The organism is Rothia sp. CCM 9419 (assembly GCF_048512815.1).
Lineage (GTDB): Bacteria > Actinomycetota > Actinomycetes > Actinomycetales > Micrococcaceae > Rothia.
This window is the reverse complement of sequence record NZ_JBLXXY010000002.1, coordinates 14,808-38,390: the sequence shown is the minus strand read 5'-3', so window position 1 is coordinate 38,390 and position 23,583 is coordinate 14,808. Positions and strand designations below refer to the sequence as shown.

18 protein-coding genes and 1 tRNA gene are annotated in these 23,583 nt (G+C 48.9%); 8 read left to right on the top strand and 11 right to left on the bottom strand.

Annotation, left to right across the window (positions count from 1 at the left end; translation table 11 throughout):
* Position 1: 1 nt before the first annotated feature.
* On the bottom strand, positions 2–3,454 hold the full coding sequence (locus ACN08W_RS02160; RefSeq protein ID WP_419108681.1) for a pyruvate carboxylase: 3,453 nt from the start codon (positions 3,452–3,454) through the stop codon (positions 2–4).
* A 315-nt stretch (positions 3,455–3,769) separates the two neighbouring features.
* On the opposite strand from ACN08W_RS02160, the gene ACN08W_RS02155 reads away from it, so the two are divergent.
* Positions 3,770–4,543 carry a ParA family protein gene (locus tag ACN08W_RS02155; RefSeq protein ID WP_419108680.1) on the top strand — a complete coding sequence of 258 codons (774 nt, stop codon included), beginning with the start codon at positions 3,770–3,772 and terminating at the stop codon, positions 4,541–4,543.
* 82 nt (positions 4,544–4,625) lie between these two features.
* Here the strand turns inward: ACN08W_RS02155 and ACN08W_RS02150 are convergent, their stop codons facing one another.
* The 6 genes from ACN08W_RS02150 to ACN08W_RS02125 all read right to left on the bottom strand — a co-directional run bounded on the left by ACN08W_RS02150 (position 4,626) and on the right by ACN08W_RS02125 (position 11,190).
* Positions 4,626–5,228, bottom strand: a complete 603-nt coding sequence (locus ACN08W_RS02150; protein WP_419108679.1) for a MerR family transcriptional regulator — start codon at positions 5,226–5,228, stop codon at positions 4,626–4,628.
* Positions 5,229–5,446: 218 nt separating this feature from the next.
* A complete protein-coding gene (locus ACN08W_RS02145) occupies positions 5,447–6,214 on the bottom strand; it encodes a MerR family transcriptional regulator (RefSeq protein ID WP_419108678.1) in 768 nt (255 codons plus the stop codon).
* On the bottom strand, positions 6,215–6,694 hold the full coding sequence (locus ACN08W_RS02140; RefSeq protein WP_419102989.1) for an FHA domain-containing protein: 480 nt from the start codon (positions 6,692–6,694) through the stop codon (positions 6,215–6,217).
* Between the two features lie 282 nt (positions 6,695–6,976).
* Complete coding sequence (gene gcvH, locus ACN08W_RS02135; RefSeq protein ID WP_419108677.1) at positions 6,977–7,366, bottom strand: glycine cleavage system protein GcvH; 390 nt, start codon at positions 7,364–7,366, stop codon at positions 6,977–6,979.
* Positions 7,363–7,509 carry a hypothetical protein gene (locus ACN08W_RS02130; RefSeq protein ID WP_419102987.1) on the bottom strand — a complete coding sequence of 49 codons (147 nt, stop codon included), beginning with the start codon at positions 7,507–7,509 and terminating at the stop codon, positions 7,363–7,365. The genes gcvH and ACN08W_RS02130 overlap by 4 nt, the downstream gene beginning before the upstream one ends.
* A 195-nt stretch (positions 7,510–7,704) precedes the next feature.
* Positions 7,705–11,190: a bifunctional proline dehydrogenase/L-glutamate gamma-semialdehyde dehydrogenase gene (locus ACN08W_RS02125; RefSeq protein ID WP_419108676.1), complete on the bottom strand. Its 3,486-nt coding sequence runs from the start codon at positions 11,188–11,190 to the stop codon at positions 7,705–7,707.
* 159 nt (positions 11,191–11,349) lie between these two features.
* Between ACN08W_RS02125 and ACN08W_RS02120 the strand changes: the two genes are divergently transcribed.
* Positions 11,350–12,279, top strand: coding sequence for a LysR family transcriptional regulator (locus ACN08W_RS02120; RefSeq protein WP_419108675.1), 930 nt, complete (start codon positions 11,350–11,352; stop codon positions 12,277–12,279).
* A gap of 5 nt (positions 12,280–12,284) precedes the next feature.
* Here the strand turns inward: ACN08W_RS02120 and ACN08W_RS02115 are convergent, their stop codons facing one another.
* Positions 12,285–13,235: a sugar-binding transcriptional regulator gene (locus ACN08W_RS02115; protein ID WP_419102984.1), complete on the bottom strand. Its 951-nt coding sequence runs from the start codon at positions 13,233–13,235 to the stop codon at positions 12,285–12,287.
* Between the two features lie 104 nt (positions 13,236–13,339).
* Here ACN08W_RS02115 and ACN08W_RS02110 point away from each other — a divergent pair, with 104 nt between their 5' ends.
* From ACN08W_RS02110 to ACN08W_RS02085, 6 genes are all read left to right on the top strand, one after another.
* Positions 13,340–15,097: an FAD-dependent oxidoreductase gene (locus ACN08W_RS02110; RefSeq protein ID WP_419108674.1), complete on the top strand. Its 1,758-nt coding sequence runs from the start codon at positions 13,340–13,342 to the stop codon at positions 15,095–15,097.
* A 282-nt stretch (positions 15,098–15,379) separates the two neighbouring features.
* Entirely contained in the window at positions 15,380–16,165 is a 786-nt protein-coding gene (locus ACN08W_RS02105) for an MIP/aquaporin family protein (RefSeq protein WP_419108673.1), read from the top strand.
* A gap of 72 nt (positions 16,166–16,237) precedes the next feature.
* Positions 16,238–17,623 (top strand): MFS transporter, encoded by a 1,386-nt coding sequence (locus ACN08W_RS02100; RefSeq protein WP_419108672.1) that lies wholly within the window; start codon positions 16,238–16,240, stop codon positions 17,621–17,623.
* 65 nt (positions 17,624–17,688) lie between these two features.
* Positions 17,689–19,245, top strand: a complete 1,557-nt coding sequence (gene glpK, locus ACN08W_RS02095) for a glycerol kinase GlpK (RefSeq protein WP_419108671.1) — start codon at positions 17,689–17,691, stop codon at positions 19,243–19,245.
* Positions 19,246–19,396: 151 nt separating this feature from the next.
* Positions 19,397–20,317 carry an ornithine cyclodeaminase family protein gene (locus tag ACN08W_RS02090; protein ID WP_419108670.1) on the top strand — a complete coding sequence of 307 codons (921 nt, stop codon included), beginning with the start codon at positions 19,397–19,399 and terminating at the stop codon, positions 20,315–20,317.
* Between the two features lie 77 nt (positions 20,318–20,394).
* The gene (locus ACN08W_RS02085; RefSeq protein ID WP_419108669.1) at positions 20,395–20,955 is read left to right on the top strand and encodes a methylated-DNA--[protein]-cysteine S-methyltransferase; all 561 of its coding nucleotides are present in this window, start codon (positions 20,395–20,397) and stop codon (positions 20,953–20,955) included.
* Positions 20,956–21,023: 68 nt separating this feature from the next.
* Here ACN08W_RS02085 and ACN08W_RS02080 read toward each other — a convergent pair.
* The 3 genes from ACN08W_RS02080 to cmk all read right to left on the bottom strand — a co-directional run bounded on the left by ACN08W_RS02080 (position 21,024) and on the right by cmk (position 23,569).
* A tRNA-Pro gene (locus ACN08W_RS02080) sits at positions 21,024–21,097 on the bottom strand.
* Between the two features lie 176 nt (positions 21,098–21,273).
* Positions 21,274–22,848, bottom strand: a complete 1,575-nt coding sequence (gene der, locus ACN08W_RS02075; protein ID WP_419108668.1) for a ribosome biogenesis GTPase Der — start codon at positions 22,846–22,848, stop codon at positions 21,274–21,276.
* 31 nt (positions 22,849–22,879) lie between these two features.
* The gene (gene cmk, locus ACN08W_RS02070) at positions 22,880–23,569 is read right to left on the bottom strand and encodes a (d)CMP kinase (RefSeq protein WP_419108667.1); all 690 of its coding nucleotides are present in this window, start codon (positions 23,567–23,569) and stop codon (positions 22,880–22,882) included.
* Positions 23,570–23,583 lie beyond the last annotated feature (14 nt).

Below are 23,583 nucleotides of genomic sequence, written 5' to 3'. Positions count from 1 at the left end.
TTTATGAGTTGGTGTTAACTACGATGAGCAAGTCTCCACCTGCCACTTGAGTAACATCTTGGTAGACGACTCGTTCCACAACGCCGGCTACGGGTGAGGTGATAGATGCTTCCATCTTCATTGCCTCAATGGTGGCAATTTGTTCTCCGACTTCGACACGGTCTCCTACCGTGGCGGTAATCGTTACCCCACCAGCAAAAGGTGCAGAAACATGACCGGGGTTGGTGGGGTCAGCTTTTTCTGCCTCTTTAACATCAGATTCAATGGAGAGATCTCGTACTTCGACAGTTCGAGATTGTCCGTTAAGCGTGCAGATGACGTGCCGGATACCTTTAGAATCTGGTTCAGAGATTGCTTGAAGGCTGGCGATAAGACGCACTCCTTTTCCTAAGGAGATAACATGTTCTCGGTTTTCGATCATTCCGTAAAGGAAATCTCGAGTATGAAGGATAGAAACGTCACCATAGTCTTGACGGACACGTTCAAATTCTCGTGTCGGGGCAGGGAAAAGTAGCCTGTTTAGTGTTTTACGACGTGTGTCTCCACCTTCTTGTAGAGCTTTTCTGTCCTCTTCAGAGAGTTCATTGACCGTCGGTTTCGCTAGTTTTCGCCCTTCAAGCGCACGGGTTCTAAACGGTTCTGGCCAACCTGCTGGAGGTGTTCCTAATTCTCCATTCAAGAAACCGATAACAGAATCTGGAATGTCGAAGTTCTGTGGGTTTTTCTCAAACTCTTCGGGGTCGACTCCCATACCTACCAGTTGTAAGGCAAGGTCACCAACAACCTTTGAGGAGGGTGTCACCTTGACGATATGCCCCAGCATTTTATCCGCTGCAGCATACATATTCTCAATATCTTCAAAGCGGTCAGCCAAGCCAAGGGCTTTGGCTTGTGCCCTGAGGTTTGAGAGTTGTCCCCCAGGAATTTCGTGATCGTAGACTCGCCCAGTGGGTGAACTCAAACCATTTTCAAAGGGACGGTAGATTGCTCGAATGGCTTCCCAATAAGGTTCTAGAGAGAGCGCCGCGTCAAGGCTTACTTCTGGTTGACGTTCGGTGCCGTCCATCGCTGCGATGAAAGCAGAGAAAGGAGGCTGTGAAGTTGTTCCAGCGAGGGTAGCGGAGGCAAGGTCGACAGCGTCTACCCCTGCTTCTACAGCAGCCAATAACGTTCCGATTTGTCCGCCAGCAGTGTCATGAGTGTGAAGATGTACTGGCAGGTTAAAGCGTTCACGTAAAGCACTCACAAGACGTCGTGCAGCTTCTGGACGTAGTAGCCCTGCCATATCTTTGATAGCAAGGATGTGTGCACCCGCGTCAACAATTTGTTGTGCGAGCTCAAGGTAATATTCAAGAGTGTAGACCTTCTCCTGAGGGTCTAGGAGGTTACCGGCGTAGCACATGGCGACTTCTGCAACGGCTGTTCCGGTTTTCCGTACTGCCTCAATTGCAGGAGTCATTTGTGAGACGTCATTGAGAGCGTCAAAGATACGGAAGATATCGACGCCTGTAGCAGCCGCTTCTTGGACGAAAGCATCGGTTACTTCTACTGGATAAGGAGTGTACCCGACGGTGTTTCGTCCGCGCAAAAGCATCTGGATGGGGATATTTGGCATGGCCGCACGAAGGTGTTCCAAACGTTCCCAAGGGTCTTCTGAAAGGAAGCGTAACGCCACATCATAGGTTGCTCCACCCCATGCTTCTACAGAGAATAGTTCTGGTAGCACGTGTGAGACGGCAGGTGCTGCAGCTAGCAGGTCTCGGGTTCTTAGACGTGTTGCTAGAAGAGACTGGTGGGCGTCTCGGAACGTCGTGTCAGTGATGGCGATAGGTTGGTATTCGCGTAGTGCTTGTGCAAATCCTTCTGGGCCTCGTTCTTGCAGGATATGCCGCCATCCTCGGGGTCGTTCATGTTCGCCGTGGTCGAAGGGCGAGCGGAAAGGCTCGTCAATTTTGTCTCCGGGGAATCGAGGAAGTTTATGGCGAGGGTCTGGCCCTTCAATACGTGCACCGTGAGGCTGATTGACGGTCACTTCTGCAAGGTACTGTAAGGCTTTTGTGCCGCGGTCACCCGAGGGACGTTTGCGTAACAGTTCTGGGTGTTCATCGATGAACGGTGTCGAAACGTCTCCAGCTTGGAAGGTGGGGTCTTCAAGTACCGCGTGTAAGAAGGGGATGTTGGTGGCAACTCCGCGGATACGGAATTCTGCCAACGCGCGTTGTGCACGTTGCACCGCTGCCGAGAAGTTTCGTCCACGGCAGGTGAGTTTTACGAGCATGGAGTCAAAGTGTGGTGAGATTTGAGCTCCGGTATAAACGGTTCCGCCATCTAATCGGATGCCAGAACCACCTGCTGATCGGTAGTATGACACTTTTCCGACGTCAGGTCGGAATCCGTTGGCAGGGTCTTCAGTTGTGATGCGACATTGTAAGGCTGAGCCTCGAACGTGCAGTTCTTCTTGTTTAATGCCGAGGTCTTCGAGGGATTCTCCTGAAGCGATACGCATTTGAGCTTGGACGAGGTCTACGTCAGTGACTTCTTCGGTGACGGTGTGTTCGACCTGAATGCGTGGATTCATTTCGATGAAGACGTGTTCTCCGGCGCGTTCGCCTGCGGTGTCTACAAGAAATTCTACGGTTCCAGCATTTTGGTAGCCGAGTTCACGAGCGAATTTGACGGCGTCGCGGAAGAGCGCTTGTCGAATGTTCTCATCGAGTTGTGGTGCCGGTGCAATTTCGACAACTTTTTGGTGTCGCCGTTGCAAGGAGCAGTCACGTTCAAAGAGGTGCACGATGTTCCCTTGTGCATCGGCAAGGATTTGCACTTCGATATGGCGCGGGCGCAGTACTGCTTGTTCGAGGAATACGGTGGGGTCGCCGAAGGCAGTGTCTGCTTCTCTCATTGCTGAGGCGAGCGCGTCGGGTAGGGCTTCTTTGCTTTCGACTCGACGCATTCCGCGTCCACCGCCACCTGCTACTGCTTTGACGAAGATGGGGAACCCAATTTTTTCGGCTTCTGCTAGTAGATATTCGGTGTCTTTGGACGGTTCGGAAGATTTGAGGACGGGTATGCCTGCTGCTCGTGCTGCGCGTAGTGCTTCGACTTTGTTACCGGCTAGTTCTAAGACTTCTGGTGGTGGTCCGATGAAGGTGATTCCTTCTTTTTCTGCGGCACGTGCAAGGTCTGGGTTTTCTGAGAGAAAACCGTATCCTGGGTAGATGGCATCTGCGCCGGCTTCTTTGGCGACGCGGATGATTTCTTTGATATCAAGGTACGCACGAACAGGATGTCCTTCTTCACCGATAGGGTAGGCTTCATCGGCTTGCTGACGGTGAATGGAGTGGCGGTCTTCGTAAGGGAATACGCCAACTGTTTTTGCACCAAGTTCGTAGGCGGCGCGATATGCACGAATGGCAATCTCGCCACGGTTTGCGACAAGAATCTTTTCAAACATGTGTTTAGTTCCAATCTGCCTAGCGTAGGAGGCATTCTTGGTAGAGGTTTTCACGGTGTGTGACTAGCTCTACTATATGCATCATTGCTAGTTTTTGCCCTTTTTTGTTCTTGGTGGAGCCAAGAATACCTAAAGTTTACATAGTTATAGGGCATCTGCTGTGGTTATCTACATTTAAGCCCACAATGCGATATTTTGGTGACCTTTGGCAGGAGTTACCGCTAAAGTTCGGTAGCATTATGTTAACTGTGTAAAAATTGCACGTTAGATTTGTGTTCTGGATTTGGGCGGGGGCCATTTTTTATGCCACTGATTGTGAGTATCAGCAGCCTTAAAGGTGGGGTTGGTAAAACTTCAGTTACTCTTGGTCTTACCTCAGCAGCTCTGCACGCTGGGCAGAAGGTTCTTGTGATTGATTTAGACCCTCATGGTGATGCGAGTACAGGTTTGAATGCTCCTACAACAGGAGCAGATATCGGCAGTATGCTTGCTGATCCAGAACGTTTCTCGTTGAGAGACAATATTGTTCTTTCTGGGTGGAATGCTATTGCTCAAGGACAGAAGAACTCTGATGGAGTTGTTCACGTTGTACGAGGCAGTGCTTCGTCTACTCCATTAGAGCAAGCCCCATTGCCCCAGTATTTATCGCGCCTCTTGAATCTCCTTCAGGGTAACGTTGATGATTATGATGTAGTTTTCATTGATTGCCCTCCAACGTTGGGGGTACTTACGTCTATGGCGTGGGCGGCTTCTGATCGTGTTATTTCGGTAGCTGAGCCTTCTTTGTTTTCGGTTGCTGGTACAGAACGTACCCTCCGAGCTATCACACGTTTTGAAGAAAATAGTCAGTATTCTGTATCTTCTGCCTCGGTTATTTTGAATAAGGTTCGTCCTCACAGTAATGAGCATTCTTATCGTGTCGAAGAAATGAAGGTCTTATTTGGTGATCTTGTTGCTGACCAGTTCTTAGAAGATTTTGAGGAGTTCCAACGCGTTCAGGGTTCTGCGTATCCTATGCATTATTGGCCCAGTGATGATGCTCAACGTTGTGCCGCCGTGTTCTCTGACATTCTTCAGGGGCTCACGTAACTCTTTCGTTTAACAGGCGAGGGGTCTTATACAAAATCTTTTGTATAAGACCCCTCGCTAAAATATTTTAAGGATATTGAGGTTAGTTTCCGTTTGCTTTTTTAGCACGGAGTAAGGAAAGCTCATCTGTTGGTGCGAGCTCTTCATCGTCAGAAATTGCGCAGGTGTTTTCGCCTGGAAGGTTCGCAAGGTTAATTTCGAGTTCACGCCAGACTCGCCCAATAGCAATACCGAAGACGCCTTGCCCAGCTTGTACAAGGTCGATTACTTCATGAGGTGAAGTGCACTCGTATACACTTGCGCCATCACTCATTAAGGTGATACCGGAGAGGTCTTCAATTCCGCGGGTCCGTAGATGTTTAACGGAAGTTCTAATCTGCTGGAGAGAAACCCCCGTGTCGAGAAGACGCTTAACAATTTTTAGGACGAGGACATCTCTAAAAGAGTAAAGACGCTGAGAACCGGAACCAGACGCTGAGCGAACGGTAGGTTCTACGAGTTTGGTGCGAGCCCAATAGTCTAATTGGCGGTAGGTAATTCCTACAGCTTTACATGCTACTGGCCCACGGTATCCGAGGTTTTCGTCGACGAGTGAGACGGAGTCAGTGAAGAGTACGCCCTGCTCACCTTGTTGAGGAGGCTGTTTGGGCATTACTTGCTCAAACCCTAAGATAGGCTGATCCATCGGTATAGTTTCTGAGTTCTGTGTAGCTAGGTTCAAAGGTTGAACCGCAGAACCAGGGCGACGTGTGCCCCCATTCTTGTGAGCTACCATAAGGACTTCCTAACCGTAGATACTTTTTTTTTACTGACCTCTTGACATATTACCGGTAGATACGGCAAAACGTCGTCATTGTCGATAAAGAACAGCTGTTTTTCTTCAGAGATTCCCTGAATATGGACTTAGGACTCGTAATCAGGAATAGAAGAAATAACAAGTGCCATATGTAGGCGAAGGCAAAGATTAGATATTTCCCGAGCACGAGTTTTTGCCAATGAAAGTGAGTCTTTATCTTTCCTTAAAGCTAAAGGAGCTACCGCATTTTTAACCAGTTCAGCTTCCCGTTCAGCTGTTGCACGGAATTGGCGTAGGTGTCGAGGCTGCAAGCCGTGAGAGGTAAGCTGAGAACAAATCTTGGTGATGGCAACATCATACTCACTATAGTTTCCGTCGACATCTCGAATCAGACCAAAATTGATAAGTTCACGGAGTAAGGGCATGTCTGCACCGGCTGCGGTAGAAAGCTCTCTTAAGCTATAGTTTCTCTCTTGTTCAGGCAGGGGAACAAAACTCGCGACTGCATCTGGCTCTTTTGGGGCAGATTTTTCGTGCGCACTGTCAGAAGTTGAGTCAGGCGTTGTGTCGCCTTGTGTCTTTTCCCGATAGTATTGGTCAAACTCCCCTGCCTGCAGTTTGTCTTTAATAACCTTCAATGGCAGGTATTGGTCTCTCTGCAATAACAGAATGTAGCGTAGCTGTTCAACGTCTCGAGCAGAGTACTTCCGGTAGCCAGTATTGGTACGATGAGGTTGAACTAAACCTTTGTCTTCTAAAAAGCGAATTTTTGAGGCGCTAATACCTTTAAAATCGATATCTAGGGCGCTAAGAACTTGACCGATAGTACGGTCTTTACCTTCACCGTCAGAGAGCTTTTGCGCGGGGGCTGACATTTATTCTCCGACTCCCAAGAAGAACGCAAAAATGTATTTTCCAATCTGGATTTCAGATCCGTTCATCAGGAAAGCGGTATCTACACGATCACCGTTGAGGTATGTGCCGTTGAGTGAATTATTATCTGTAATAGCGAAGGACCCAGCGTTGGGTGTGAAAACAGCGTGCTGACGAGAGACCGTGACATCGTCAAGGAAGACATCAGAGTCTGGGCTACGACCAACGACGATTTGTTTCTCAGCACCGTTTTCGTCAAGCTCAGAGTTGAGTAAGAAACGAGCACCTTCAAGTTCTGTGCTAGTGCAAATGAGCAACCCTGAGCCTCGAGGAATGGTTGCTAAAACGCCCAGTTCTTCCACGGTGGGCTTGTGATGAGCGTTTTCAAATTCTGCAGTAACTTTTGCAGCAATCCGCAACTCTTCTTGGGTGAGGAGATTGAGCGCAGCTGTCGGTGGGTGCGCTTCGTTGTGTTCAGTCATGGGTGGTGTCCTTTGCCGTATGAGTCTTCCCGATAGGTTATTTTTTGACCGTATCTTTACCCTTCACAATGATAACGATTCGGTAAACATTGAACCTACCGTCTAATCTTATAGGCAAGTATAAGAGTTAGCTATATAAAACACGATGGCGTCAAAAAACTCCTCAGCATTTTCTTCATGACGCAGTATCTTCTATAGGAACATCTATACACCATTATTAACGGCATCGGTGTCGGCTTCTCATGTCACGAGAGACCGACACCGACCACTAGAAAGCACTATTTATTCAGCGATTTCTGCAGCATAGGCTTCTGCGTCAAGAAGTGTGGAGAGATCTTCTACGTTATCGGGACGTAGCTCAATGAGCCATCCCTTCTCATAGGGGTCAGTGTTCACCAAAGCGGGGTCTGCTTCAATCTCTTCATTGATAGCAACAACTTCACCACTAACGGGCGCAAAAAGATCTGAGACAGATTTTGTAGATTCGATTTCTCCGAAAGTTTCTGAGCCAACAACGCTCTCCCCTACCTCAGGAAGGTCAACATATACAACGTCACCAAGAGCCTGTTGCGCGTGATCGGTAATACCTATTTTTACGGTACCTTCTGCGGTTACGGCAGTAACCCATTCATGTTCTGAGGTATATAGCAGATTTGCGGGTACGTCACTCATAGTGGCTTTCCTTTCGTGCGTGTGGCGCTACGACCACCAAGATGCCCGGGGTTCTGACCCCAGAAAAATAAACCATGTTCACCAACGGGTAGAACAATAACGTGTGTGATGTTCTTAGGGCGAGGAGATTCTGTAAGAGACATCTTCTCCTGCGTTTCACCCGTCACATTCTATAGTATTCCACATCTCATTAAGATGGCTTCATCAACAGCCCATTCTCAAGAATTATTCTCTATCAAAAGAACCAACCATTGATGATTCATCAACATCATGACTCTCTACAAACAAAGTAGTGCCGCAGAAAAACATTTCTACGGCACTACCCTCTATCAAAGGCGTTAGATTACATGTTCAGAGAATCTATTGGGGTTACCAAAACGGTGCGCAGTAATAGAGACAGCTTGTTCTTTGACGAACGGAAGCATCTCAATACGTCCAGCTTCCGTGACTACAGCCGTGTAAATTCCGATATCAGGGCGGCCGTTCAACGCTTCGAAGATGCTTGTCGGCTGGTCCCCGATGTAACGGATACGGCTACCTTCTAACGGAGTGCCTTGTAGGTCTGCTGTGCTCTTGGATGCGTAAGCTCCAAGCCATTGACGGTATTCCTCATCGCTTTGAAGAGCAATCTTCACCCCGTGGTTTTCAAGTGTGCCGGCCACCGCTACCGGTAGCTGTCGCGCCGTTGAGAGATAAATAGGTGCACCAGCTGCCAAACCAGCTAGGATAACACGTAAAGTATCAGCGACGTCTGCAGAAGAATCCGCACGAACTTGCACAGCCTGTGGAACATAACGCAAGATGTTACGCTCAACTCCTAGCTGGGAAGGGTCATGAGCAATACCAAATTCACTGTTATAGGCTTCAGCGTCAGAAGATGCAGAACGAACTAAGAATTCTAGTTTCTCTTGATCTACAGCAGTTGGCTGACGGGTAGCAGCTAAAGTCTCTCGCACAGCACGAGAGGTTGGCATAGCAGTAGCTGTCGAAGGAGTGCTCTCCCAATCGCTAAGGGCTACTAAGTAGTTAGGCCCTCCAGCTTTAGTTCCGCTACCTACTGTGGACTTCTTCCAACCGCCAAAGGGCTGACGGCGAACAATTGCACCAGTAATTCCACGGTTCACATAAAGGTTTCCTGCTTCGACACGAGATAGCCACAGCGCTAATTCGTCAGAGTCTAGTGAGTGCAACCCTGCAGTAAGACCGTAGTCGGTTGCATTTTGCAATTCAATCGCTTCTTCGAGGGTTTCAGCAACCATGATTCCAAGAATTGGGCCAAAGTATTCAGTGAGGTGGTATTCGCTTCCGGGTTTGACTCCTACACGTACACCTGGTGACCAGAGTTTGCCGCTCTCGTCGAGTTTTTTAGGTTCAATTAGCCAGCTTTCGCCGTCTCCAAGAGTGGTTAGTCCGCTGAGTAGTTTTCCTTCTGCCGGCGCGATAATTGGCCCCATCTGAGATTCGATATCTTGTGGGTAGGATACGTGCAGGGAGGACACAGCATCGACGAGCTGGTTCTTGAAACGTTCAGATTGTGCGACAGTTCCAACGAGAATCACTGTTGATGCTGCAGAACATTTTTGTCCAGCATGCCCAAAAGCAGAGTAGACAACGTCCTTAACCGCTAAATCAAGGTCGGCGTTAGGCGTAACGATGATGGAGTTTTTGCCAGAGGTCTCACCAAATAATGGTAAGTCTTGACGCCATGAACGGAAAGTTTCTGCTGTTTCGTATCCGCCTGTGAGAATCAGTCGGTCTACTGCAGGGTGAGAGATAAGCTCTTTTCCGGCCTGACGGTCTGTGATTTTGATGAGCTTGAGTAGTTCACGAGGAACACCTGCTTCCCAAAGAATCTCAGCAATCAAAGCACCCGTTCTTGCGGTGTTCGTTGCAGGTTTGAAAATGACACCAGACCCGGCTGCCAGTGCAGCAAGAACACCACCTGCGGGGATAGCCGTTGGGAAGTTCCACGGTGGCACTACTAGTGTGAGGTGAACAGGTACGGGGGTCGCCCCGTCAATGTGTTCAATGTTTTCTGCCAAAGTTGCGTAGTAGTTTGCAAAGTCGATAGCTTCTGAAACCTCAGTATCGCCTTGGTCAAGTGTTTTTCCTGCTTCTGCTGCCATGACTTCAAGTAGTTTTGCTCGGTTAACGCCCAAAGCAATACCTGCTTGACGAAGAATCTGAGCGCGTTCAGCTCCGCTACGTTCTGCCCATGCTTTCGACGCTTCAACCACAGAGTCGATTAATGGTTGCACTTCGCCACTAGAGCTAAGCTTTGAAGCTTCCAATGTGTTGATGCCAAGGGTAGTTGTTTTTGAACGTTCGAGAATTTCTCGTCCCCATTGGCGGTTTGCAGCAAGCGAAGGGTCAGTATCTGGTGCGTTTTCAAATCCTTGACGGGGTCGGAAAACGTTATCGACGGTTTCTGTCTGACGGTTTTGCTGACGTTTGGGCTCAGGTACTTCATCGGTAACAGAGTTGAGCGAGCGCATGAATCGTTGTTCTTCTCGTTCGAAGAGTTCAGCGTTGTCGTGCAGGTCGAATACTGCTGACATGAAGTTTTCGCTCGAAGCATTTTCTTCAAGCCGTCGAACGAGATAGGAAATTGCTACGTCGAATTCTTCGGGGCGAACGACTGGAGTGTAGAGCAGGAGGTGCCCGACACGTCGGCGGATGACTTCTGCCTGTTGTGCGGCCATACCGATGAGCATTTCAAATTCGATATCGTCTTTGACTCCGCGTTCTTCGCTCAAGAGTAGCGCGAATGCTACGTCGAAGAGGTTATGTCCGGCGACGCCTAATCGAATGTTTTTGGTGTGTTCGGGGCGTAGTGCGTATTCGAGGACTCGTTTGTAGTTGGTGTCGCTGAGCTGTTTGGAATCCCAGGTGGTCAGTTCCCAACCGTGGGTGAGGGCTTCAACGATTTCCATGGAGAGGTTGGCGCCTTTGACCAGTCGCACTTTAATGCGTGCTCCGCCGGAGGCTACGCGGTTGCTAGCCCATTGCTGGAGTTTTTGCATTGCTGCGAGGGTGTCGGGCAAGTATGCCTGTAGAACGATTCCTGCTTCGAGGTCTTTGAGCTGTGGTTGGTCGAGAATTTTGGTAAAGACGTCGATGGTCATGTCGAGGTCTTTGTACTCTTCCATGTCGAGGTTGATGAACTTCTTTTCAGGGGAATGTGCTGCAAGTTCATAAAGTGGGGTGAGTCGTTGTACTGCTTCTTCGACGACTTCGTCGAAGGCCCAGTGAGAGTGTGGGCCAGAGACAGCAGAGACTTTGATGGAGACGTAATCGACGTCGTCTCGTGCGAGGAGGCGTTTGGTTTCGTTGAGTCGTCGTTCTGCTTCTTTGTCACCGAGGACAGCTTCGCCAAGGAGGTTGACGTTAAGTTTGTTGCCGGTTTTGGTGAGGTGTTCAATGGCTGGGCCGAGTTTTTCATCGCGGGCGTCTACGATGAGGTGTCCAACCATTTCGCGGAGGACTCGTCGTGCGATACCGACAGTGGGCCATGATGCTTTGCTAGCAATTTTTCCGCCGGCGGCCACTGCACTTTTCATGTACCACGGGAGGAAGGATGGTACCAGGGGTGCGATTTTTGCGAGATTGGCTCCAGCAACATTATTATCTTCTGGTCGGACGACAGTGTCGACGAATCCGACGGTAAAGTCTAGCCCGTTAGGGTCTTTGAGGACACCTGCGAGCATTTGTGCGGAGGAGTCTGCGGGGACGTCTTGGGCTTCGGTGAGCCATTGGCGTACGAGGGTTCGTGCTTCTTGGGCAAGTTCTTGGTAGCGTTCTGCGGCAAAGGGATTGGTGGTCATTCCTGTGCTCCCATCTTCTGTGTTTGTGTGAACTGGCACTCATGGTGCTTTTGTTCTATTTGACCACGTTATGGTTCTGAACACACTATTAGTAAAAATAACTATTTCTCAGCATAATAGTTAAGAAAAACTTAACCGCCTGTGATGAGGTTTAGCGCAATGTACGACATTCACCGACTCCGCATTCTCCTTGAAATCCATGAACGAGGCTCCCTTGCGGCGGCTTCAAGAACACTACACCTCACATCTTCTGCTATCTCACAACAGATGACAGCACTCGAAAAAGAAGCTGGAGCTCCCCTCATTCGCAGATCAGGACGTTCGGTACGCCTGACCGACGAAGGCCTTATCCTCGTCCACGGTGCACGAGCTATCCTCAGAGAGATGGATAAGACTGCCACTCGCATTGCACAGTTTTCTGGCGAACCGCTAGGCACCGTAAGGCTAGCAATTTTTCAGTCAGCAGCGATGGCGCTCTTACCCACAGCACTATCGTATTTAGAGCAGAATGCACCGCAACTCATTTTAGAAGTTGTGCAGATAGATCCAGAGACAGGTTTAGAACTCACAAGAAGCAGACAATTCGACCTTGCTATTACAGAGTCCTATCCGCACCATTTTGTACCTGAGCATGAAGACCTTCACCTTGAACTACTCACAGCAGACCCAATTCACCTTGTTTTAGCACAAGACTCTCCCTACACAACCCTCACTGAAGCAAAATCTCTACCATGGGTTTTTGAACGAGAACACAATACCAGCCGTATTTGGGGTATTAATCAATGCCGCCAGGCAGGCTTCGAACCGTACGTTCGCTACAGTATCGAAGATTTACTCACTCATGTACGTCTTGCAGAACAAGGTTATGCAGCAGCTATTCTGCCCGGTTTTGTCACATCTTCCACGCACCACAAGACCTCTATTAAACTCATCTGTTTACCCGAACACCCCGAACGTCAAATCTTTACTGCTTCTAGAATTGACAGTGCAGAACAACCCAACATTGCCATGGTCAGAAGGGCACTATCATATGCAGCCGGTGCCCTTAAACATCATCAAGAGAGCATGTGCCCTAGCGATAGCATCTAAAAATTTTAGGGGCAGTCCATCAAGGCTTCAGCAAGTTGAGTATCTATCACCACATCTGTAATAGCACCAGTGCGTAGTGCACCTCGTAAAGCAAGGACTCGGTGATTGCCAGAAACTACCGCAATCCGACGACGAATCCGTGCCAATTCTGTTGCGGTTGGCCCCGTTGCACGTTGGTTCACGGCAAGGTCTTGATAGCTTCCATCTTCACGAAGAAGTACCGTACACATATCTCCGACAACACCGTTTGCACGCAATTCGCGTTGTTCTTGAGCATCAAAATAGCCTCCGTTATACACGTGAGAAGGAATAGCGCCCCCAAAAGCCCCAATCCCAAACACCGCAACGTCAGCTTTACGCTGTGTAGCGAGAACTCCCATAATGCTCCGTTCACGCCACATTGCTTCTTTCGTCTCAGAATGGTCAAAGAAAGCAGGAACGGGAAAATGCACCATCTGCGCATCGTATGCGGCAGTAATCTGCCCAAGAATCGACCCCGAGTAAGGTATACCTGTATGCCGAGCGTTACCGGCTCCGTTAAGTTGTACTACCACCACATCTTTGAGCGGACGATACGGCAGATGTTTGGCTAGTTCTGTCACCGTTGACCCCCAAGCAACACCTAATGAGGTGCCTTCTTCAACGCAGGAGTCCACAAGAATTGCTCCACGCTTAGCGACTTTTTCCATACGGGAAATAGCAGATTGTTCTTTTGAGGTTTTAACTAGGTGTACACGGACTCTGTACTTATCCCCTAGTTTTTGGGCAAGATCTGTTTGCGGTTTGCTATTTTCGTTGAGCCGAATCTGCACAATTCCGGTGTCTCGAGCAGTTTTGAGTAGGCGTGATACCGTTGCGCGTGAAGTGTATAGATGTTGCGCAATTTGTTCCATGGTGAGGTTTTCCATGTAATACAGATACGCTGCCTCGTATGCGGTGTCGTGACGTTCGTTCATTCAAATTTCCCCCTTCTGAAAAAACGTTCAAATGTTTTGGTCATAGTAACTACAACTACGTCAGAATGTATATCAAGCACCCGTAGTAGAAAGGGACAGGAACTATGGCCAACACACAATTCGCTCAGAAGTCTCAGCTTACCGCATCTTCTCGCACTGAAGCTCTCAAAGAAATGAGCACAGAAGAAGGCGTAGACATTCTCGTCATTGGTGGCGGCGTCACCGGCGCCGGTATCGCCTTAGACGCAGCAACCCGCGGACTCAAAACCGCTATCGTCGAAGCAGGCGACTGGGCAGCAGGAACTTCAGCATGGTCATCAAAACTTGTCCACGGCGGACTCCGATACCTCTACAACCTTGACTTTAAACTCGTAGCAGAAGCACTCAAAGAACGTGGCCTACTCCTTGAAAAAATTGCGCCACACCTCGTTAAAGCACAGCCTTTCCTATGGCCCCTCAAAACACCAGTCATCGAACGCGCCTATTCCGCTATCGGAATTGGAATGTACGACACTCTTGCATTCATTGGGGCTCGTGGCAAAAAAACTGTACCGCCACAACACCACTTCTCAAAACAAGGTACCAAAACCGTATTCCCCGATATTAAAGATTCAGCTTTTACCGGAGCCATCCAGTTCTACGATGCACGCGTTGATGATGCACGCCTCGTCGTTGACCTTGTACGCACCGCAGCAGGATACGGTGCCTTAGCGGCATCTCGCACACAAGTCACCCGAGTACTCAAAGACGCTCAAGGAAAAGTTACCGGAGCAGTCATCCGAGACCTTGAAAACGGACAAGAACACACCGTTCGCACCCAACACATCATTAACGCTACCGGCGTATGGACCGAAGAGTCTGAGTCCATGGCCAATAAGGATGCCGGGCTTAAAGTTCTTGCGTCCAAAGGTATTCACATCATCGTTCCACGAGACCGTATTAACGCCTCCAGCGGCATCTTCACCAAAACCGAAAAATCTGTACTCTTCATCATCCCTTGGCAGCGTTACTGGATTATCGGAACAACCGACACCCCATACACCGAAGACATCGCGCACCCTGTAGCAACGTCCCAAGACATTGACTATGTACTTGAACAAGCCAATAAGCTCCTTGCACGTGAGCTGACTCGTGATGACATCATCGGAACTTACGCAGGTCTACGTCCGCTACTACAGCCAAAACTTAAAGAAGGCTCCGAAGCGGCGTCTACCAAAGTTTCCCGTGAACATACCGTCACCGAAGTAGCCCCCGGAATGAGCGCTATCGCGGGTGGAAAACTCACCACCTACCGTGTTATGGCAGCTGACGCCGTAGACTTTGCACTCAAAGAACGAGCACAAGAACAACCTTCTGTTACCGAAAATATTCAGCTTGTCGGTGCAGCCGGTTTCTCTGCAGCACAAGCATCTTCCCCACGTCTCGCACAACGATTCGGCTGGGACGAAGACCGCATGGAACACCTGCTCGAACGTTACGGTGCAGACGTTACGGAACTCGTAGCCCTCATTGATGAAGCACCAGAGTTAGCGCAGCCCTTGGCAAAAGCTCCACAATTCCTCAGAGCAGACGTCCTCTTTGCAGTACGTTACGAAGGTGCCCTTCACTTAGAAGACGTACTCATCCGCCGTTGCCGTCTAGACCTTGAACAGCGTGACCGTGGCTTAAGCGCAGCCGAAGAAGTCCTCCAAGTAATGGCGCCAGAACTCGGTTGGAGCGAAGCTGAAGCAGAGAAAGAGCTAGAACTCTACCGCAAACGAGTAGAAGCAATCGCTCAAGCAGAAGAAAAAACTTCTGACGCTCAAGCAGCTCAATGCATCACATCTATCGAGCATGTCTGCCCTCGCGTACCGTTGAGCTAATATTCACTAAGTTTCCCCATAGAAAACTTCACATGAAAGGTATAGGTACAACACTCCCCTACATATAAAAATACTGATGTTCATGAAAGGGGCAGAAACTTTCCCCCACTACGACGTTTCTGCCACCTTTCATATCAGGCACATATCAAACATGTCATAGTGCCTCTCAAATCTTTTTCTTGTCGTATATTTGAGGATTCTTCCCTCAAAAATGTTTGTGTAAAAGCAACGGTTGCTTTTACTCCTTCCCCCACCACAATGCTGTGTTGAAAGGAAAAATACATGCAGACTATTTTGGCTGAGGGCGCATCTGCCCTCGTAGGAGCGGATGGAGTACCTACTGCATTAGGATTATTCTCCTCCGAATTTTTGGGAACCTTTATCCTCATTCTTCTTGGCGGTGGCGTTTGCGCTGCTTGTTCGCTACCAAGATCTATCGCTAAAGATGCAGGCTGGGTAGCTATTGCCTTGGGCTGGGGTATGGCAGTTTTTGCTGCAGTGTACCTATCTGGCCCATCTGGTGCGCACCTTAACCCTGCCGTCACCATCGGATTGTGGGCTGCCGGCGAAAACCTTGTCGGCGAAGTACCTGCAACAGCAGCAAATATGATGATTTACTTTGCGGGTCAATTTACGGGTGCCTTTACCGGTGCTGTCATGGTATTTCTCACCTATAAGAAACACTTTGATGAGGACACCGAACCAGGTCTCAAACTTGGTATTTTCTCTACCGGGCCAGCAATTCGTTCCTACGGTTGGAACGTATTTACTGAAGCAGTCGGAACCTTTGTACTCATCGGGTTCGTCGTAGCCTCAGGGCAAACTCCTTCCGGTCTTGGACCGTTGGCTGTTGCCCTCATCGTTGTCGGTATTGGTTTCTCTCTCGGTGGTGCAACCGGTTACGCTATCAACCCTGCTCGTGACCTTGGTCCACGTATTGCTCACGCAGTGCTACCTATCAAGGGTAAAGGCGATTCCAATTGGTCCTATGCTTGGGTTCCAGTTGTTGGCCCCATCATCGGATCTGTTGCAGCAGCCATTCTCGTTCCTATGTTCCTCGGAATCTAATTCGAGTTTGTAGGGTTTCTCATCACCGCACCGTTATTGCATTTTTCCATCATCTACTATTTGAGGTACACATTGACTCAACACAAGTTCTCCTTGGGTATTCTCAATGCCCCACCAGCAGCCAAACGTATCCCCGAAAGCGAAGTTCCGCAGCGTTACCGTCGTCTGCGTCTGAGCGTTTTTATGGGAATCTTCATCGGCTATGCAGGGTTCTATCTCATCCGTAATAACGTTTCACTTGTCTCAGCAGTACTCAAAGAGCACGATATCCTCAACGCTGTTGGTATCGGTATCGTTGCAAACGCGGTACTCTTCTCCTACGGGTTATCAAAGTTCTTCATGGCAATGCTCTCCGATAGAGCTAACGCCCGTTACTTTATGCCCCTAGGTCTAGCGCTTTCTGCAATCATCAATCTGATGATCGCCTTCATTCCAGCGCTATCAGCTACCGTCATGATTTTTGCTTTGACCATGTTCGTCAACGGCTGGGTACAGGGCATGGGATGGCCGCCCTCAGGACGTGTTCTCGTCCACTGGTTCTCAACCAACGAACGAGGATGGAAGACCTCCATTTGGAACTGTGCTCATAACGTCGGTGGTGCAGCTGTTGGTGTTATCTCAGCGTGGGCGCTCGACCACTACGCTCAGTCTGAGGCCGACTGGCGACCAGCGTTCTGGGCACCAGCTATTGTTGCACTCGTTGTCGCTTTCATTGCGTTCCTTCTAATTCGTGACCGTCCTGAAGCAGTTGGTTTGCCACCTATCGAAGAGTATCGTAACGACCCTCCTAAGGTTGCTTCTGAGGCTCAAGTTCCGTGGAAAGAGATGCTATTCAAGCATGTTTTGAAAAACAAAGTGATCGTGCTTTTAGCAATCACAAACGTCTTTGTTTACACTCTGCGATACGGAGTTCTTAACTGGATTCCGATTTATCTCACCGATAAGATTCACGGAACAAATGTCAAAGAAGGCATCCTCGGCTTTGCAATCTATGAGCTTGCAGGAATCATCGGCACACTCTTGTGCGGTTGGCTATCCGATAAAGTCTTCAAGGGTTGGCGTTCTGGCGCGGGGATGGTATTCCTTGCCGGTGTCGGTCTAGCTCTAGCAACGTATGCTTTGCTACCGGCAACTGCACCAATCGGAGTTTTCTACCTCCTCATCGCTATCATTGGTGGACTCATCTACGGCCCTGTGATGCTCATCGGCTTGCAGGCTATCGACCTCTCACCTCGTAATGTTGCAGGAACAGCCGCCGGTTTTACTGGGCTTTTCGGTTACCTACTTGGCGCTTCACTGGCATCTACCGGTGTAGGTCTACTCATCCACTATTTTGGTTGGGGCGTAGCCTATAGCGCACTGCTTGGAATTGTTGTTCTCGCACTCATCTTCATGTGGATTATCGGACGCAAAGAACGTGAACTTCTCCAACAGCGCGAGATGGCAGACAACAACTAATTTTTCTCGTACGAGATATCTTTTGTCCATTATCAAAACATCAAACTTCACAAGGAAGTGACATTATGACTACCACTCTCCCCGAGCGTAAGAAGTACATTCTTTCCATCGACCAGGGAACAACCAGCTCTCGCGCGATTCTCTTCAACAAGAGCGGCGAGATTAAATCTATCGGACAGCTTGAGCACGAACAGATTTTCCCAAAGGCTGGATGGGTAGAACACGACCCTATGGAAATCTGGGAGAACGTCCGCCAAGCAGTTGGTCAGTGCATGACCAAAGCTGAGGTCAACCACCACGAAATTGCAGCGGTAGGTATCACCAACCAGCGTGAAACTGCTGTTGTATGGGATAAGACCACCGGTAAGCCTGTATACAACGCTATTGTGTGGCAGGATACCCGCACTCAAAAAATCTGTGATGAGCTAGGCGGCGAAGCTGGCCCTGGCAAATACCACGATATTGTTGGTCTCAACTTGGCCACCTATTTCTCTGGACCTAAGGTCAAGTGGATTCTCGACAATGTCGAAGGTGCACGCGAAAAAGCAGAAGCCGGCGATTTGCTCTTTGGCAACACCGATACGTGGGTTCTCTGGAACCTGACCGGCGGTGTCGATGGAGGCGTCCACGTTACTGACGTCACCAATGCCTCCCGTACTCTGCTCATGAACATTCGCACCCTTGAGTGGGACGAAAACATTGCAGCAGATATGGGCATCCCCATGTCTATGCTCCCCGAAATTAAGTCTTCCTCCGAGGTGTACGGATACGGTCGTTCCCAGGGACTTCTCAACGGCACCCCTATTGCAGGTATTCTTGGCGACCAGCAGGCAGCAACTTTCGGTCAGGCATGCTTTGAAAAAGGTATGGCGAAAAATACCTACGGAACCGGTAACTTCATGTTGATGAACACCGGCGAAGAACCTGTTATCTCTGAGAATGGTTTGCTCACAACCGTTGCTTATAAGATTGGCGACCAAGCACCTGTCTACGCGTTGGAAGGCTCTGTTGCTGTTTCTGGTTCACTCATCCAGTGGCTTCGCGATAACCTGAAGATGATTGATAACGCGGCAGATTCCGAAGCTCTTGCTACAAGCGTTGAAGATTCTGGTGGATGCTACGTTGTTCCGGCGTTCTCTGGTCTCTTTGCACCACATTGGCGTCCAGATGCACGTGGCGTTATCGTTGGTCTGACCCGCTATGTTAACCGTGCACATATTGTTCGTGCTGCTCTTGAGTCTACCGCTTGGCAGACTCGTGAGGTTCTCGACGCAATGAACGCTGATGCACAGGCTGCAGGAACTAACGTTGATCTTTCTGAGCTACGTGTTGATGGTGGAATGACGGCAAACGAGTTCCTCATGCAATTCCAGGCAGATATTCTGGGTGTACCGGTTATTCGTCCTAAGGTCATTGAAACCACTGCATTGGGTGCCGCTTATGCTGCAGGTATCGCGGTGGGCTTCTGGACGGGAGAAGAAGACGTGACCGCAAACTGGTCTGAGGATCAGCGTTGGACTCCTCAGATGCCAACTGAAGAAGTGGAACGTCAATACCGCCTCTGGAAGAAGGCCGTAGCCAAGACTCTAGACTGGGTCGATGAGGACGTAGACCAAGACTAAAGCTATTGTCATTTTCACTTCTCGATAGCTGAATTCACTAACGCTGAGTCGTAGGTGTTGTTATTACTCCAACGTGAGTATTTATGACGCTTACGGCTCAGCGTTAGGCTTAATAGCAGATTTTTATGCTGGTTTTTGAGAGGGTGAAAATATGAGCATTACTTATCTTTCGTATCAGAATATTCTCGACCATTTTTCCCCTGCACAAGCGGTACATGCGCTGAGGAATACTTTAAGAAATGGCTATGATCCAAGTAATGATTACCCTCGTCAAAGAATGGATATGCCCTATGCGCAATTGCTCATGATGCCATCCTACACTTCTCATAGTTTCGGAATGAAAATACTCAGTTGTGCAGATACCTCTGCACGCCCTGACGTCCCTTTGATTCAGGGCTCTTATCTTCTCTTTAACGCACAGACTTTAGCCCCAACACATGTTCTTGATGGCGTGGCACTAACTGATATCCGCACGTCAGCGGTTTCTATTGCCGGTGTTTACCCGTATATTTCTGATTCTTCAGAACCACTAAAAACCGTCATTTTTGGTTATGGCGCACAAGGACGCGCCCATCTTAAGACCCTCGAAAATACGCTCGAGGCAATACGTCCAGTAGAGCATACTTTTATCAGCCGTACCCAGCCAGAAAATATAACACAGTGGGTTCAGGCTGGTTCTCAGGACGCTACTCATGTCCTCAAACAGGCAGAGCTCATTCTTTGTACCACGACTTCGTCCACGCCCCTCTTTGAGGTAGAAGATATTAACCCTCACGCTATTATCGTTGCGGTAGGTTCCCATACTCCGCAGGCACGAGAAGTAAGTTCTTCGGTGATGGAAGTTGCTGAGGTGATTGTTGAAGATCGGGCAACTGCTCTTCGCGAATGTGGTGATATCATCTGCGCTATTGAAGATGGTGTGTTATCAGAAGAAGAATTGTATTCTCTGTGTGATGTTGTTTCAGAACGTGTGAAGGTGCAGGCTGGTTGTCCTATTGTTTTTAAAACATCAGGTATGGGTTGGGAAGATTTAACATTGGCAGAAGCCATCGTAGATGCTGTTCAACCCTAAGATAGCGGTATCCTAGAGTTATTATTACGTATCTTCTCAAGGCGCCATCATGATATATGGTGCGAAAGGTGTTCCTCATGCCTGAGTCTTTATCCAGTACGGTTGAAGAAAGAGCAGATGATGTGCAACCACGTTTCTATACCACCTGTTCTACACAGATTGGTACTATTTTTCTCTGTGCTGAGGAGGATGCGTTAGTTGGTGCTTGGTTAGAGGGCCAGAAGTATTTTCCTGATGAGAATCATCTTGGAACATTGATTTCAGCGGACGAGCATACTGTTCTTTCTCAGGCAGTCAAAGAGTTAGAAGAATATTTTCAGGGGCAACGTATTGTTTTTGAAGTTCCTCTTCGGCCAGAAGGAACAGATTTCCAGCTAGCGGTGTGGAATCTTGTCTCGGATATTCGTTATGGGTACACCAATACCTATGGTGCGATTAGTCGTATTGTCGGTCCTGGGGCGCCAGCTCAAGCCGTGGGTCAGGCGGTAGGACGTAATCCCTGTATTATTTTTATCCCATGTCATAGGGTTCTTGGGGCAGGCGGGAAAATGACCGGTTATGCCGGTGGCCTTTCGGCAAAACAGTGGCTATTAGAGTTAGAACGTTCTCGAAAGCTAGCTGGTGAGCGTCTTTTCTAGAGAATAAGAGTAGAGGAACAAGTAAAGCCGTGATAAAAACTTATTGTTTTTATCACGGCTTTTATATGTCGGGTTGACAGGATTTGAACCTGCGACCCCTTGACCCCCAGTCAAGTGCGCTACCAAGCTGCGCCACAACCCGAAATGCTCTATAGAAAGCCTTAGGCTTTCTAGCACCTAGACAACTATACAGCACCCATGAGAATGAATACAAACTCACAACCTAAAAAGTTTGGAGTCTTAGCTCACATTGATACTGTGTTGCGTCAGTTCATGAGATACACCATACGCAACACAGCATCACACAATAGATACTATTTAGCGGCGAGAGCCTTTAGAAGACTGACGCTTCTTATCAAGTTGACGGCGTTCACGCACACGCATCGAAATTTCAAGAGGAGTACCCGTATATTCGAAGGTCTCACGCAAACGACGCATAATGAACCGACGATATCCAGGGTCCAAGAAACCAGTTGTAAAGAGAACAAACTTTGGAGGGCGAGAAGACACCTGTGTACCAAACAGGATACGAGGCTGCTTACCACCACGTAGCGGATGCGGATGAGCAGCAACAATCTCACCCAAGAAAGCGTTAAGACGACCTGTAGGAATACGAGAATCCCATGATTCAAGAGCTGTTTCCAAAGCAGGAACAAGTTTGTCCTTGTGCCATCCCGTACGTGCAGAAATATTGACGCGAGGAGCCCACGCAACATGGGCAAGGTCACGATCAATTTCACGTTCTAGCTGGTCTCGACGTTCTTCATCAAGAGTGTCCCACTTGTTAAAGGCCAGCACGAGAGCGCGCCCAGAATCAACAACTTGCTGAATAATACGAATATCCTGTTCAGAGATAGTCTCAGAAACATCGAGTAGAACAACACACACTTCAGAACGTTCAATAGCAGTCTGCGTCCTCAAAGAAGCATAGAAGTCCGCTCCCTTTGCCATATGCACACGGCGACGGATACCTGCGGTATCAACAAAACGCCAAGGGCGGTCCCCTAGCTCCACAATCTCGTCTACAGGGTCACGCGTTGTGCCAGCAAGGTCGTTCACCACAGCTCGTTCTTCACCAGCAAGTTTGTTCAACAGCGATGATTTACCCACGTTGGGACGACCTACAAGAGCTACACGACGAGGACCACCTAACGCTTCTGGCTCAGCATACTGAGAATGTTCAGGCATCACTTCGTACAACGCATCGAGAAGGTCAGCAAGTCCACGACCATGCAAACCAGACACCGGATAAGGCTGTCCCATACCCAAAGACCACAGGTTATGAATTTCTGCCTCTTGATGTTCAGCATCCACCTTGTTAGCAATCAGCAAAAGAGGCTTATCAATGCGACGTAGCATACGAACAATTGCTTCATCCGTTGCAGAAATACCAACCATTGCATCTACTACTAATAGCACGACGTCAGCATGAGCTACAGCAATTTCGGCTTGAGCAGCAACCTGCGCATCGATGCCTTTAGCATCAGCTTCCCACCCGCCGGTGTCAACAAGAGTGAAATCTTTTCCGTTCCACTCTGCTTTATAAGAGACACGGTCACGAGTTACACCCGGCTTGTCTTCTACAACAGCCTCACGGCGCCCCAAAATACGGTTAATAATAGTGGATTTACCGACGTTTGGACGGCCGACAATAGCAACAACGGGGTCAGCTTCTTCGGTCTCGTCCTCGTTAATGTCGAAGCCCCATGCGCCAAGTAGCTGGCGGTCTTCATCTTCTAGAGCGTAGTCTTCAAGACCTGCACGTAACGCTTCAGCACGCTGTTCAGCGGTCTCGTCATCAATCTGCGCTAAACGTTCTGATACGTTGTCGTTACCGTCGCCTAGATATTTTTTCTCATATTCATCGCGCTCTGGCGTAGTATTCTCTACCATAGAAATTCTTTTCTCTTCGCTCTTATTCTATTTAGTTCAAGTCTAATGCACTATTGGATTGAATCTGCTCTTCGATGGCTTGACGCACAGCAAGAATCGTCTGTTCAAAATCTAGTTCAGACGAATCCACCAAAGCGACGCCTTCAGCAGCTTCCATAAAGTTATTAACTTGGGAATCTTTGGCGTCACGTTCAGCAACCTGTTTTTGTAGCTGCTGCTGGTTCTGTGTTCCACCGAGCTGAATACCACGACGAGCCATTCGAACCTCTTCAGAAGCTGTCAGCAGTACACGCGCATGAGCATCCGGCGCTACAACAGTTGTAATATCTCGACCTTCAACGACGATACGCCGTCCGCAGTCTTCGATGATTTGACGCTGTTGGGCAACCAGTAAAGACCGCACTTCGGGGATGGAAGCAACAGCAGAAACAGACTCTGAAATGCGCGGAGAACGAATCTGCTCAGATACTTCTACACCGTCCACTTTCAAGAACTTCTCATCAACGGTGGTACTTTGTTCTAGCGGGAAACGCTGTGCTGCCTCAATAATTGCTGATGGACGGTTAAGATCTATATTTTCTTCTAAGCAATACCAAGTCAGGGCACGGTACATCGCTCCAGTGTCTAGGTACGCCAACTGGTAGTGCCGTGCAATCTGCTCAGAGACTGAGGATTTTCCAGAACCAGAAGGTCCATCAATCGCGATTACAAGTTCTTTCATCGTCTTGTCTTCCT